Genomic DNA, 14,518 nt, shown 5'->3' on the forward strand with positions numbered 1-14,518 from the left:
ATCGGCCGGTGGAAGAACCTCAGCCCCGCAGCCTCAGCCCACGTGGGGTGAGTCGAAAACCCGCCGACTCGAGCGCCGTCGCGAGCGGTCCGCCGCCATGCACACTCGCGCCGTCGGTACGTTCCACGACGAGTTTGCCGAGCGCGCCGGACCGTACGGCGTCCGCTATCGCGGAGGCGGCGCGGGCAAGTGCTTCCTCATCCCTGGTGAAACTGAGCAATGTCTTGCCACCGCGCTCGACATAGATCACCGCGTCTCCTCCGACGATCGCGACGACAGCGCCGGCCTTGCGCCCGGGGCGATGACCCGCCCGCGTTCGGTCCGCATCGACGCGCTCGGGCCACGACAGCGCCGCGCCGTACGGCTGCGCGGGATCGGTTGCGGCCAGTACGACGCACGCCGCTGGCTGGCGGGATGGCGACTCGGCGCGCAGCCGGTCGACCGCGCCGGGCGTCGCGAACTGGGCCGCGCCGAGCCGATCGATGAAGTAGCCGCGGCGAGCCCGCCCAGAGTCCTCATATTCGGCGAGCAACGGATACAGACCGCCGAACCCGCCAGCGATACCTTCGGCTTGCACCGATCCGCGGGTCAGTACGCCGTATCGGTCCAACAGTACGTCCGCGAGCAGTTGAGCTCGAGCCGTCGGCTCGAGCTCCTCGCGCTGGACGCGGGACCATCGGCCCGTGACGGTGGGCGGACCGGACACTGACGGCATACGTGCGCGGCCCATCCGCCCGGGTCGGCCACGGGAGCGCGATCCGCGAGCGGGACGATCAGCGCGGGTCGTCCCGCCGGCGCTGAGCAGGTAACGCAGTGGGGCGATCGTGTCGTTAGTGAGCAGGCCGTCCCAGACCAGCTGCCACAGTTGCTCGATCAGCACCCGATCTTCGATGAGCGTGCCGAGGGTTCTGCCCACGTAGTCGGATAACGGCCGGAAAAACATCGCCTGGCCGCCGGGGAGTGCAGCGAGTACGGCGTCGGCGAGCGGCGATGAGTCGTGCGACGGCAGCGGCAGAATCGGTGCCAGCTCCGCGGTCGTGAGCCGGATCAGACCGTCACCACCTGGCAGCCCGCCGGCACCGCACCAGCCGACCTCGCCCTGGCTGGTGAGCTCATCGAGCATCGCGGGCGAGTAGTCACGCACCCGACTGGGCAGGATCAGCGTCTCCAATGCGCTGGCGACCAGCGGGGCCCCCGCCAACTGCTCGATAACGGCGTACAGACCATCACTACCGCGGTGGACGTCGCCGATCCCATGCCAGGACTGCAGGAATGTCGCGAAGCGGCTCGTGGTTACCGGCTCGACCTCGGCTCGAATTGCCGCGAGTGATCGGCGCCGGATCAGCCTGAGAACCTCCACATCGCACCACTCGGATCCGGTGCCGCCCGGGCGGAATTCCCCTGCCGACAGTCGCCCCTCGGCGGTGAGTCGGTCCAGTGCCACGCGTGCGATCGCCGTGCCTAGCCCAAACCGGCTCGCTACTTCGGCGAAACCAAACGGCCCGTGAGTGCGGGCGTAGCGGCCAACGAGCTCGCCCAGCGGATCGTCGAGCGGCACCGTGAATGCTTCCGGTACGCCGACCGGCAACGCGACCCCGAGCGCGTCACGGTAGCGACCGGCATCCTCGATGGCGATCCACCGGTCCTCGCCGGCGACGCGTACGCCGACGGCCCGGCGGGCATCACGCAGCGACTTGGCCCACGATGGCTCGCCTCCTCGCCGAGCGATCTGCTCGTCAGACAGATCACCCAGCAGCCGCAGCGCGTCGGCGAGATCCTCGGCATCGCGCAGCGGCCGCTCCGGGTCCAGCCGCTGTAGGCGCAGTTCGACCTCGTGCATCGCGTCGGCATCCAACAGCTCGCGCAGCTCGGCGTGACCGAGCAGCTCGCGCAGCAGCCCGATATCCAGTGACAGCGCGCCGGCCCGGCGTTCGGCCATCGGCAGGTCTTCTTGGTAGATGAACGCCGCCAGGTAGCCGAAGAGCAGCGACTGGGCGAACGGTGATGCCCTCGGCGTCTCAACCTCGGTGACCCGGATCGAGCGAGACCGGATCGAGGTCATGATCTCGACCAGCCCCGGTACGTCGTACACATCCTGCAGGCACTCGCGCACCGTCTCCAGGATGATCGGGAAGTCCGGGTAGCGCGATGCGACGGTGAGCAGCTGTGCGGCTCGTTGCCGTTGCTGCCATAACGGCGATCGCTTGCCCGGATCGCGGCGCGGCAGTAGGAGGGCGCGAGAAGCGCATTCGCGGAAGCGTGAGGCAAAAAGCGCCGATGTGCTGATCTGTGCGGTCACCAGGTCGGTGACCTCGTCCGGGTCGATCGCGAGCAGCTCGGCCGTGGGCGGTTCGTCCGCAGTGTCCGGGATGCGCAGCACGATCCCGTCGTCGGCGTGCACGGCCTGCGCGTCGACGCCGTACCGTTCGGCCAGCCGCGCACGGATGATCAGCGACCACGGCGCATTGACCTGGTCACCGAAGGGGGAGTGTACGACGACCCGCCAGTCGCCCAACTCGTCACGGAACCGTTCGAAGACGATCTGGCGGTCGGTGGGGAGTACGCCGGTCGCGTCGCGTTGTTGGTCGAGGTAGTCACGCAGGTTGCGTACGCCGTAGTCGTCGAGGCCAGACTCACGGGCCAGCGTGTCGCCAGACTCGGAGTCGAGCCCAGAGTAGGTCCGCACGAACTCACCGATCGAGCGACCCAGCTCGAGCGGACGGCCCTGCTGCTCGCCGGTCCAGAAGGGCATCTTGCCGGGCATGCCGGGCGCCGGTACGACAAGAACCCGGTCATGGGTGATCTCGGTGATCCGCCACGACGACGAGCCGAGCAGGAAGATGTCGCCGACTCTCGACTCGTAGACCATCTCCTCGTCGAGCTCACCGACGCGTCGGCCGCCGCGCTCGTCATCACCTCCGGCGATGAAGACGCCGAACAGGCCGCGATCGGGGATTGTGCCGCCGCTAATGACCGCCAGTCGTTGCGCGCCGGGACGCGCGGTGAGGGTGTCGGTGTGCCGGTCCCACACGATCCGCGGACGCAGCTGTGCGAAGTCATCGGAGGGGTAGCGGCCGGACAGCATGTCAAGGACGCCGTGCAGTGCGGATTCTGGAAGGTGGGCGTACGGCGCGGCGCGATGGATCAGAGCGGTCAGCTCGGCTACGTCATACGGCCGCATGGCGAGCATCGCGATGATGTGTTGAGCCAGCACGTCGAGTGGGTTTTGTGGGATCTGCAGGGCCTCGATGTCGCCGCGTGCCATATGCGAGGCGACGACGGTGGTGGTCACGAGATCGCCGCGATGCTTAGGAAAGAAGACTCCCTTGCTCGCGGCGCCAACGTGATGACCTGCTCGCCCGACACGCTGCAGGCCGGCCGCGACCGATGGGGGTGACTCGACCTGGACCACGAGGTCGACGGCGCCCATGTCGATCCCGAGCTCGAGGCTGCTGGTCGCGACCACTGCGGGGAGGGTGCCTTGCTTGAGGCCCTCCTCGGTGATGGTGCGCTGTTCGCGGGACACCGATCCGTGGTGGGCGCGTGCGATCACGGCGCCTTCGACCGCCGGTCGTCCAACACCGGCCTGAGCCATCATTTCCGCCGGCATCCGCATTTCCGCCTGCGTCCGTGACCTCACGGCGCCGGTTTCCGTTGACTGCGAGTCCGTCTGTGCGTGTTCGTCCGCGAGTTCGTTAAGGCGGGACGTCAGTCGTTCGGCGGTACGCCGGGAGTTGGTGAAGACGATGGTCGAGCGGTGATCGCGGACCAGCTGGTAGATCCGTTCGTCGACAGCGGGCCAGATCGAGCGCGCTAGCTCGCCGTCCGGGCCGCGCTGATCGGTCAGGTCGGACAGGTCCTCGACCGGTACGACGACGTCGAGGTCGACCTGCTTCTCGGACGCGGGCGCGACGACGATGGTCTCTCGCGCGGTGCCGGTGCCAGACAGGAAACCGGCGACCTTGTCGATCGGGCGGACCGTTGCCGACAGCCCGATCCGTTGCGCAGGACGTTCGAGCAACTCGTCGAGGCGCTCGAGGGAGAGCGCGAGATGCGATCCCCGCTTGGTGCCTGCCATCGCGTGAATCTCATCGATGATGACCGTTTGCACCCCGCGCAATGCCTCGCGCGCAGCACTTGTCAGCAGCAGGAACAGCGACTCCGGCGTCGTGACAAGAATGTCCCCTGGAGTGCGCGCGAACGTACGACGCTGCGCCGGACTGGTGTCCGACGTACGCGAGCTGACGTTGATCTGTCGGTCCGGGAGACCGAGCCGGCGGGCGGCGTTGTGGATACCGCTCAGCGGCGCCCGCAGGTTGCGCTCGACGTCGACGGCGAGCGCTTTCAGCGGGCTGATGTAGAGCACCGAACATCGGTGCTGGCGATTTTCGGGGATCGGCGTACGGGAGATTGTGTCGAGCGCGGACAGAAAGGCTGCCAATGTTTTGCCCGATCCGGTCGGTGCCACGACGAGGGCATGCGCGTCTGTTGCGATGGCGTCCCACGCACCGAGCTGCGCCGGAGTGGGAGCATCGAACGCGGCACCGAACCACTCACGAGTCGGCTCCGCGAACCTGCCGAGTACACGGGCGGCGTACTCGGAATCGGCCCGTGCGGTATCGGCGTTCGCGCCGGTTGGTTCGGCGTTCATCGGGTGCTGGCGTCCAACGATCTGGAACTCCTTGCTACATGCGCGCGGGCGTCTCGGCGTACTGGCCGGACCTCAGCATCTATCCAACCGCACGGCCCCGACAAGATCCTGCGCCGCCTGTGTCGATCGGTTCGTGAACCGAGCCGGATTCGATGGCCGGGAGGGGAGCCAAAGTGGGGCTTGGTTACGTCGTAGCGCAATGCACAGTGATGGACGAGTGAACCCCGTGTGCCCGGCATCCCGGGCGTCGACAGCAGTGCGCGCTCGCCGGGCGGTGCTCGCCACCGTCGCCGCGCTCATCGTGATACTGCTCAGCGGCTGTCTGAACTACAGCGCGGACGTCACGGTCTCCAAGGAAGACCGGGTGTCTGGCACCGTGATCCTGACCCGGGAAACCAAGCCAGTGGGCGGCGTTGAGGTACTGCCGACGCCGGCGCCGCTCCCGTCGGGTGCGCCCGGTTCTGCCACGTCCAACAAGATCGAGTTTCCCAAGCCGGTCAGTGACACCGACTCGATTGTCGTGAGTCCTTACTCGGACGGCACGAAGGTCGGATACAAGATCGAGTACAAACGGGCCACGTTCAAGGAGGCGGCGGCGTTCACTCCGCTCGGAGACCGTGGCGGCGCGCTGGTGTTCACCCGCGACGGCGATACCGTAACGTTCGCTGCCAGCTTCGACCTCACCTTCGATGCCGGCACCGAAGCGCAGAAAGCCCTCCTGGCTAAGAACGTCACTGCGACGGTCAAGCTCAACCTCCCCGGCACGATCGGTGACACCAACGGCACCGTCGCGGACAACGCGATCACCTGGACAGTCGAACCGCTGAAGGCCAACGACCTGACCGCGACCTACGCCTCGGCGGCGCCGGCGCCGTCCGCTACGGACAAGTCGGCGAGCACTGCGAGTAAGCACAAGGACGCGAACTCGACGAACTGGATCATCATCGGCGCGGTCGTACTCGGGCTGCTCATCATCGGCGCGGTGCTGTTTGGCCTGCTCCGATGGCGCAGAACTAGGAAGAATGCCGCGCACCCGGCGGCCTCGGCGTTCGAGACCTCATCAGGCCCGATCGGCGGGACCGGTCCCACCGGCCCGATAGATTCTGGCGCGTCCTACGGATCGGTTCAGCCAACCTATGCGCAACCGCCTGCGGAGCAGTCCGTCCCGCGCTACGGGGAAACACCCGTGACTGATATACCCAGCGCGGCAGCGCCCGCCATTGAATCGCCAGTCGTTGAACCGACCGCCGTTGAACCGACCGCCGTTGAACCGCGCGACGGGTTGGCAAAGTGGCCGCTCCCCGAGGATGATCCGAACGAGCGAACCACGACATACGAAGTCGCGGAGCAGAAGCGAGGTCTCCAGCACGAGCCGGCGTCGGCGTCCGGCGTACCGGAGTCTTCTGCGATGGACACCGAAACGTCTCCCGCGGACGCTTCGGCACCGCGCGGAGGCTGGCCCCCTCCTCAGCCGAAATGGAAGCAGGAGCCGTGACGCAGCCCGCGCCACTGGGGGACACGCCGGCGTTGCCGAGAGGTGTTGCAACCCGAATAGCGCTGCAGTGACGGCAACGGACGAGTACACGCCGAAGCTGCGGCGCATCCGCTCGAGCACGACGCCGCGGCTGGTCAGCTCTTCGTTGAACCCGACCGATCTTCCTCCAGAGCCGACGATAGGTGACAAGGCCAGCGGCAAAGAGCGAGCACAGCGCGTTCACGAACAAGCCCTGGTACCAACCGCCGATGCCGAGGGCGGGCGCCACCGCTAGTCCGAGGACGATCACTCCAAACCTGGCGACGTGCACTGCGACACCGAAGCCAAGACCCGTCCAACGCTGCGCGTTCATCCGATCACCGTAGAAGCGGCATATGAACGGAAGGTGGACTGCGCACTTTTCTGATCTCGGCGACGATCGGCCTGCGCTCTTGCCGGAGTCGCGGTGCAGCGTATCCGAGTCTTCTGCGATGATCACCGAAACGTTGCCCGCGAACGTTTCGGTCCCAGCGTGGTGGCTGGCCCTCCTCAAGCGAAGTGGAAGAGAAAGCCGTGAAACAGAACCTCTACGAATCCGAGCACGACGCGTTCCGTGACACCGTCCGCACCTTCCTGGAGAAGAACGCCGTACCGTTTCATGCCCAATGGGCCAAGGACGGACAGGTCGACCGCGAGGTATGGCGGGCCGCTGGTAGCGCCGGACTTCTAGGCACCGATGTGCCGGAGGAGTTCGGCGGCGGTGGACAGGTCGACTTCCGCTTCAACGCCGTGGTGGGCGAGGAGGTTAACCGGGCCGGGGTCACCGGGCTCGGCCTGACGCTGCACAACGACGTGGTCGCGCCGTACCTTCTGCATCTCGGTACGGCGGAGCAAAAGAAGCGGTGGCTTCCCGGGTTCTGCTCGGGCGATCTGATCACTGCCATCGCGATGACGGAGCCGGGCACTGGAAGCGACCTGCAGGCCGTGCGGACGACCGCGAAACGCGATGGCACCGACTTCGTCATCAACGGGTCGAAGATCTTCATTACCAATGGCATCCTGTCCGACCTCGTCATCGTCGTCGCACGCACCAACGAAGAAGCGTCCGGATCGAAGGCGCTGAGCCTGATCGTGGTCGAACGCGACACGCCCGGCTTCTCGCGTGGGCGCAACTTGGACAAGGTCGGTCTCAAGGCACAGGACACCGCCGAACTGTTCTTCGATAATGTCCGAGTGCCGCAGGAAAACCTCCTCGGTGAGCTCGACCGCGGCTTCGTGCACCTGATGAACAACCTCCCGCAGGAACGGCTCACCGTGGCCGTCGCCGCGGTCGCCTCGAGCGAGCGGATGCTTGAGCTCACGCTTGACTATGCGAAGTCGCGGCACGCATTCGGGCAGCCGATCGGTTCGTTCCAGAACACCCGGTTCGAACTCGCCGAGATGGCCACCGAGATCCAGATCGCGCGCGTCTTTCTCAACGAGGCGATCCGCTCCCACAACGACGGCGAATACACCGCGGTCGACGCGTCGGCGGGGAAGTGGTGGACGACCGATTTGCAGAAGCGGGTCGCGGACCGTTGCCTACAGTTGCACGGTGGCTACGGTTACATGACCGAATACCCGATCTCCCAGTTCTTCCTCGATGCCAGGGTCCAGCCGATCTACGCCGGAACCAACGAAATCATGAAAGAGATCGTGGGCCGGTCGCTCGGTGTCTAAGCAGCGCCCAGTGGCATCCGACGTGGTGTCGATTGAGGCGGCGTACGACGAGGCAGCCGTCCAGCGCAACACTCTCGGGACGCTGTTCATCAGCCAGATCCTTGGCGCGATCGCCGTCGCGGCAGGGATCGCGATGGGCGGTCTCATCCTCGAATACACCACCGGATCGGAGTCCGCGGCTGGTTTCGCCCAGGCGGCTTCGACGCTCGGCGGCGCGCTGGTCGCGGTACCGGCGGCCCGGCTCGCCATACGGTACGGCCGCAGGGTGTCGCTGGCCTCGACCTATATTTACGCCGCCGGTGGCGGCGTACTGGTCATCATCGGTGCGGGCCTCGGTCTTGCGGCAATCGCGTTGATCGGGATGTTTGTGTTCGGCGCCGGTTCGGCCGCGAGCCTGCAGGCACGCTTCGCCGGCACCGACCTCGCGACCGCGAACAACCGGGGACGCACCATGTCGATGATGCTCTTCGCGGTCACCGCCGGCGGGATCGTCGGGCCGAACCTGGCCGAACCGACCTCGCACCTCGCGGTCGGGCTGGGACTGCCGCCGTACGCCGGACCGTTCCTCGTCTCGGTGCCGTTCTTCCTGCTCGGCGCCTTGCTCGTCGTCGTACGACTTCGGCCAGATCCCTTGCACGTCGTGGCGGCGCGGCACCGAGTGGCCACCATTGCCGACGTCGCACGGCCGGCGTCGAAGTCGATGGGCGTCATCGCCGCGCTACGGGTGCTCTGGAAGTCCGTCGATGGCCGGATCGGGCTGCTCGCCGTCGTCGGCGCGCACGCCGCCATGGTCTCGGTGATGGTGATGACGCCGGTGCACATCGGGCACGCCGGCCATGGGCTCGCGGCCGTAGGGTTCGTGATCTCGGGGCACGTGTTCGGCATGTACGCGTTCTCGCCGGTCTTCGGCTGGCTGACCGACCGGATCGGCGCGCGCTGGATCGCGATGCTCGGCGCGGTGCTGTTACTCGCGGCGTGCGCGTGTGCTGGCACGGCGGCAGACTCGGCGACCGCGCAGCTTGCGGTGGGGCTGTTTCTGCTGGGGTTCGGCTGGTCGGCCTCGATGGTCAGCGGATCGCTGCTGGTCTCGAACTCGACCAGTGACACCGACCGGCCATCGGTCCAGGGTGCCAGTGATTTGACGATGGGGCTTGCCGCAGCGCTGGCGGCGTCGGCGTCCGGTGTCATTGTCGCGCAGTGGGGGTATGGCGCACTGTCGGTGGTGGCCGCGTTCTTCACGGTCCCGCTGATCGTCGCACTCGTGCTCGGCCTCCGCCGTGACACGCCGCAGGCTGTCTGACCTTCAGTCATCGGCTCGTCGCCCGGTTACCTGAACGCGCCGAAGACGATTAACATCAGTCGGTCGGCATCATTCGAATGATTGGTAGGAAGCGAACTCGTGCGCCTGACAGACTTCTGGGAGCGGATGGAAGCGCATTTTGGCGTCGTCTACGCATCTTCTGTCGCCCACGACCACGTCCTCTCGGCGCTCGGCGATCGGACCATCCAGCGCGCAATCGATGACGGCGTCGACCCCAAGGTCGTGTGGCGCGCGGTCTGTGCGGCCTTCGATGTGCCGCGTTCGCTGACCTGACCCAGGCGCGGCGCGAGGAAAAAGCGAAGTTTCCGGCGTGTCGCTTACACTAGAACTGTACGTCGAACAAGTGTACGTCTACAGTTGTGGGTAACTCCGGTGGTTATCCACCGCGGTACGCACATCCTCCAAAATGTCGGTCCTACGCTTTACCGTCTCAGTAAGACCGCACTCACAGATTCGACAACATCACACATGAACCCCAAACAAGGTCCGCGATCGCGTGGACCGCAGCACCCGAAGGTGAGACCCATGGCTGGAATAGACCGCGAGAAGGCTCTCGAAACCGCGCTCGCTCACATCGACAAGTCGTTCGGCAAAGGCTCAATTATGCGATTGGGCGACGAGACTCGTGCGCCGGCAGAGGTCATCCCGACCGGCTCGCTGGCGCTGGATGCCGCGCTCGGCATTGGCGGACTGCCGCGTGGCCGCGTCGTGGAGATCTACGGCCCGGAGTCCTCGGGGAAGACCACGGTGGCGCTGCACGCGGTCGCCAACGCGCAGGCCGCCGGCGGCATCGCGGCGTTCATCGACGCGGAGCACGCGCTCGACCCGGAATACGCCAAAAACCTCGGGGTCGACACCGACGCGCTGCTCGTAGCGCAGCCGGACACCGGCGAGCAGGCTCTCGAGATCGCCGATGTGCTGATCCGGTCGGGGAGTATTGATGTGTTGGTCATCGACTCGGTCGCCGCACTCGTGCCGCGCGCAGAAATCGAGGGCGACATGGGCGACAGCCACGTCGGCCTGCAGGCCAGATTGATGAGTCAGGCGCTGCGCAAGATCACCGGCGCGCTGAGCACGTCTGGCACGACAGCAATCTTCATCAACCAGTTGCGCGAGAAGATCGGCGTGATGTTCGGGTCGCCGGAGACGACGAGCGGCGGCAAGGCGCTGAAGTTCTACGCCTCGGTCCGCATCGACGTACGCCGCATCGAGACGCTCAAGGATGGTGGTGAGGCGGTCGCCAACCGTACGCGCGCCAAGATCGTTAAAAACAAGATGGCCGCGCCGTTCAAACAGGCCGAATTCGACATCGTCTACGGTCGCGGCATTAGCCGTGAAGGCTCGCTGATCGACATGGGCGTCGAGCACTCCATCATTCGCAAGTCCGGTGCCTGGTACACCTACGAGGGCGACCAGCTCGGTCAGGGCAAGGAAAACGTCCGTAACTTCCTGCGCGACAACCCGGACCTGACTAATGAGATCGAGAAGCGACTCAAAGAGAAGCTGGGCCTCGTTCCGTCGCTCGAGGAAGACGACGTAGCGCCGGCGCCAGTCGACTTCTAGGAGGTCACAATCTATGGCTACCGGTGCAGTAGGGGCGCGTCGCGGTCGGTCGCGCCCGTCCGGTGCGGAACCGCCGGGGCTCCCCACCGAACCGGCGCGGCTCGACGCGTTAGGGACCGAGTTCTGTCTGCGTAAGCTGACCGCGATGGCGCGCACCTCGCATGAGCTGCGGACCGCGATGCAAGGAAAGGGCTACCCCGACGACTCGATTCGGCGGGTGCTGGCCCGGCTGACCGAGCTCAGATACGTCGACGATCGGCAGTTCGCCATGATGTGGGTCGAGGATCGGCACCGGAATCGTGGATCATCGCGTACCGCGCTGCGCTTCGAGCTCGAACGAAAAGGCGTCGACCGGGACCTCATCGACGAGGCGCTCGAGCAAATCGACGGCGCCCATGAGCGGGCGCGCGCCTATCAGCTTGCGAGCGCGAAACTGCGTGGCGCCCCAGCCCGGGTTCGTCAGGACGAAGAGGGTCTGCGGCGCCGGCTAGTCGGCATGCTGGCCCGGCGTGGCTACCCCGCCGGACTCAGTTACGCCGCGGTCGACGAGGCGCTGCGGGATGCTACGGATGGCACCGCCATGGATGACACCGCTATGGATGACACTGCTCCCGGCGACGCACCGTGAGGCGTTCCTTGCTTGACCCCAGCGGTAAGGCGACATAATCTCAGTCATAACCGCTTGAACGCGACTGAATACACCTGAACTGCATGACGTCACCACCGACATAACCCGCCAACTGAACTTCTGAACTCGTTGCCTGAGCATGAGGCGACGTACTGACACCATCACCAACCCGCATCACCAACCGCATCCGCGTTACCCGTTACCGCGCAAGCTTTAGTTGCACCGACCGACTCGTTAAACCGATGAGGATTCCGGTGGCGTACCCGCGTTCCGGGGCCGCCACATCACGGCGCAACCTGGGCGCGAGGCCGGTTTAGCCCTATTCAGTGCGTTCTTCGGTTCCACTACATCGACCGAAGGAGCATGCAACATGCCACTCTTACTGGGCATCGTGCTCATACTCGCGGTCGTGATTCTCATTGTCGCCGTCGTGCTGACCGGTCACCGCATTTTGCGCTCAATCGATCGTCGCGCCGATCCACAGCCCGCCGTCGCACCTTCTGCCGCGACGTCGGCGGCTACCGGTACGGACGCCGCCGCACGCGAGGAGATCCTCTCAGAAGGCCGAGCCACCGGTCTCGAAGAAGGTCACGCCGCCGGATACGAGCAGGGCCGCCGCGCCGGACGCAACGAGGCCAAGGCCGCCGCGCTTGTCGAGGCCCGTCGCACCGCGCGCCGACAAGTCACCGACGAGTTCGATACCCATACCCGCGACCGAATCCGCGCCGAACTAGAAGACGAGGTGCGTGATCAGGTGCGCGACGAGCTCGAGCAGGAGCTCACGGCCATCCGTAACGCGGCGCTGCGCGAGGCCCAGCAGACCCGCGCGGCCGCGCAGCGCATCCGCAACGAGATCAATGCCGAGACAGACTCTGCGCGGCGCCAGGCCGAGCTGGACATCAGCGAGATGCTGCTCTCGAGCCGCAAGGACACCGAACGCGAGGCCGAGCGCATCCTCGAGCGCTCCCGCAACGTGCTGGTCGACGCCGAACGCCGCGAGAGCCGGCTGGCCGAGCGTGAAGAACGCCTCGACACCGAGGCGCGCCGGGTTGAGTCCCGCGAGCTCGAGCTTGCCGCTGGTGACGAACGGCTACGCGCGCAGGAGAGCGAACTCGCGGACCGCGAGTCGGGCCTGAGCTCGGAACTGGAACGCATCGCCGGCCTCACTGCCGAGGCCGCGAAATCCGAGCTGATCGCACAGCAGGAGGCCCAGATCCGACGGGAGAGCGCGATCCTGGCTCGTGATATCGAGACCGAGGCACGCAAGGGCGCCGACGATCGAGCCAAGATCATCGTCGCCGACGCGATTGCGCGGGTCGCCAGCGAACAGACCGCGGAGAGCGTCGTGGCGGTGATGCACCTGCCCAGCGAGGACATGAAGGGCAGGATCATCGGTCGTGAGGGCCGCAACATTCGCTCGTTCGAGACGACGACCGGGGTCAACCTGATCATCGACGACACCCCCGAGGCGGTACTGCTGTCCTGCTTCGACCCGGTGCGCCGCGAGATCGGCCGGCTCACGCTGTCCAAGCTGGTGATGGACGGGCGTATCCATCCGCATCGTATCGAAGAGGCGTACGAACGCAGCAAGATCGAGGTCGATGCGCTCTGCCAGCGCGCGGCGGAGGACGCCCTTCTGGAGGTCGGCATCGACCACGTGCACCCAGAGATCGTGTCGCTTCTCGGCCGGCTGCGCTACCGCACGTCGTACGGCCAAAACGTGCTGTTGCATCTGGTCGAAACCGCGCACATCGCCGCGGCGATGGCCGCGGAGCTTGGCGTGCCGACCGAACTAGTCAAACGAGGCGCGTTCCTGCATGACATCGGCAAGGCGCTCACCCACGAGGTCGAGGGAAGCCACGCGATCATCGGTGCGGAGCTCGCCCGCAAGTACGGTGAAGCACCCGAGGTGGTTCACGCGATAGAGGCACACCACAACGAGGTGCAGCCCGAGACAATCGAGGCCGTACTCACCCAGGCCTCCGACTCGTGCTCCGGCGGACGCCCAGGCGCCCGCCGCGAGAGCGTCGAGGCCTACGTCAAGCGCCTCGAACGCATCGAGCAAATCGCCGCCCAGAAGCCGGGCGTGGAAAAGGTCTTCGCGATGCAGGCCGGTCGCGAGGTGCGGGTCATGGTGAAACCCGAGATCGTCGACGACGTAGCCTCGCATACGCTGGCCCGCGAGGTCGCGGCCCAGATCGAGGACGAGCTGACCTATCCGGGTCAGATCCGTGTCACCGTCGTACGCGAGTCACGCGCGACCGAGGTCGCGCACTAGCTCTGGCACTTGTCCGGCTGCGCCGGTGTGGGTGCCTCCACGCCGGTCTTGCCGAGAGTCGTCTCGAAGGCCGAGCTCCACGTGCCGTCCTTGTACGACGCGAGCAGGGTCTTGGTCAGAAACTCGCACATCGCCTTGTCGCCGTGTTTGTAGCCGATACCGTAGCGCTCGGTGGTGAACGGTTCGCCGACGATCTTGACCTCGTCGACGTGGTTGATCAGGAAGCCCATCAACACCGCGCCGTCGGTACTGACCGCCTCCACTTCACCGTCGAGCAGTGCGTCGACGCATTTCGCATACGAGTCGCTCGGCCACGGGTCGGCGTGGAACTTCTTCACGATCAGCTCGGTCGACGACGAGCCCGCGACGGTGCAGACCTTCCGGTCCTTGAGGTCTTGCGCGGTATCGATGTCCGCGTCGTCCTTGCGGACCATGATCTGCTGACCGGTGACGAGGTACGGCCCGGCCTGCCCGACGACCGACTGCCGCTGCGGGGTCATCGAATAGCTCGCGACCACGATGTCGACGGTGTTACCGGTGAGGTACTTCTCGCGGTCCGCCGAATCGGTCTTCACCCAGGTGATCTGTCCGGCGTCCAGCCCGAGGTGCGCCGCGATGATCTTCGCGATCTCGATATCGAAGCCGGAGGGAACCTTCGCACCCGGGCTCATATAGCCAAGGTTGGGCTGGTCGAATTTGACGCCGATCCGGATGTTCTTGGCCGTTTGCAGCGCGGCCATCGTCGTACCGGCGGCGAACTTGGGCGGGTGATCGCTGGGCTTGCTGAACTTCTGCGGCGACTGCGTGCCGGCGCATCCGGCGAGGACGAAGCCGAAACAGACGAGCATAATCGCGATCCGCTTCAGCATGTGTCTATCGTAAAG

At 66.0% G+C, this 14,518-nt stretch carries 10 protein-coding genes and 1 pseudogene; 8 read left to right on the forward strand and 3 right to left on the reverse strand.

All coding sequences use genetic code 11. The features are described from left to right. Nucleotides 1–19 precede the first annotated feature (19 nt). On the reverse strand, nt 20–4,651 hold the full coding sequence (locus CLV47_RS04350) for an ATP-dependent helicase (protein WP_106347759.1): 4,632 nt from the start codon (nt 4,649–4,651) through the stop codon (nt 20–22). A 199-nt stretch (nt 4,652–4,850) separates the two neighbouring features. On the opposite strand from CLV47_RS04350, the pseudogene CLV47_RS22740 reads away from it, so the two are divergent. Further along, nucleotides 4,851–5,492 (forward strand): annotated as a pseudogene (locus CLV47_RS22740) (LppM family (lipo)protein); the annotation flags it as partial. Between the two features lie 219 nt (nt 5,493–5,711). Here the strand turns inward: CLV47_RS22740 and CLV47_RS22745 are convergent. Then, complete coding sequence (locus CLV47_RS22745; protein WP_420313794.1) at nt 5,712–6,254, reverse strand: hypothetical protein; 543 nt, start codon at nt 6,252–6,254, stop codon at nt 5,712–5,714. On the opposite strand from CLV47_RS22745, the gene CLV47_RS22430 reads away from it, so the two are divergent. The 7 genes from CLV47_RS22430 (at nt 6,214) to rny (ending at nt 13,634) form a co-directional block, all read left to right on the forward strand. Beyond that, on the forward strand, nt 6,214–6,420 hold the full coding sequence (locus tag CLV47_RS22430) for a hypothetical protein (protein WP_238145222.1): 207 nt from the start codon (nt 6,214–6,216) through the stop codon (nt 6,418–6,420). The two genes, CLV47_RS22745 and CLV47_RS22430, sit on opposite strands and share 41 nt — an antisense overlap. A gap of 278 nt (nt 6,421–6,698) precedes the next feature. Continuing rightward, nucleotides 6,699–7,844 (forward strand): acyl-CoA dehydrogenase family protein, encoded by a 1,146-nt coding sequence (locus CLV47_RS04370; RefSeq protein WP_106347925.1) that lies wholly within the window; start codon nt 6,699–6,701, stop codon nt 7,842–7,844. A 10-nt stretch (nt 7,845–7,854) separates the two neighbouring features. Next, nucleotides 7,855–9,144, forward strand: coding sequence for an MFS transporter (locus CLV47_RS04375; RefSeq protein WP_170110951.1), 1,290 nt, complete (start codon nt 7,855–7,857; stop codon nt 9,142–9,144). A 99-nt stretch (nt 9,145–9,243) separates the two neighbouring features. After that, nucleotides 9,244–9,438, forward strand: coding sequence for a DUF3046 domain-containing protein (locus CLV47_RS04380; protein WP_106347764.1), 195 nt, complete (start codon nt 9,244–9,246; stop codon nt 9,436–9,438). Nucleotides 9,439–9,690: 252 nt separating this feature from the next. Beyond that, nucleotides 9,691–10,728, forward strand: coding sequence for a recombinase RecA (gene recA, locus CLV47_RS04385; protein ID WP_106347765.1), 1,038 nt, complete (start codon nt 9,691–9,693; stop codon nt 10,726–10,728). A gap of 13 nt (nt 10,729–10,741) precedes the next feature. Further along, on the forward strand, nt 10,742–11,356 hold the full coding sequence (locus tag CLV47_RS04390) for a regulatory protein RecX (protein WP_106347766.1): 615 nt from the start codon (nt 10,742–10,744) through the stop codon (nt 11,354–11,356). A 370-nt stretch (nt 11,357–11,726) separates the two neighbouring features. Next, nucleotides 11,727–13,634 carry a ribonuclease Y gene (rny, locus tag CLV47_RS04395; RefSeq protein ID WP_106347767.1) on the forward strand — a complete coding sequence of 636 codons (1,908 nt, stop codon included), beginning with the start codon at nt 11,727–11,729 and terminating at the stop codon, nt 13,632–13,634. Here the strand turns inward: rny and CLV47_RS04400 are convergent. Continuing rightward, complete coding sequence (locus tag CLV47_RS04400; RefSeq protein ID WP_106347768.1) at nt 13,631–14,503, reverse strand: glutamate ABC transporter substrate-binding protein; 873 nt, start codon at nt 14,501–14,503, stop codon at nt 13,631–13,633. The two genes, rny and CLV47_RS04400, sit on opposite strands and share 4 nt — an antisense overlap. Nucleotides 14,504–14,518 lie beyond the last annotated feature (15 nt).

The organism is Antricoccus suffuscus (assembly GCF_003003235.1).
GTDB classification, from domain to species: domain Bacteria; phylum Actinomycetota; class Actinomycetes; order Mycobacteriales; family Antricoccaceae; genus Antricoccus; species Antricoccus suffuscus.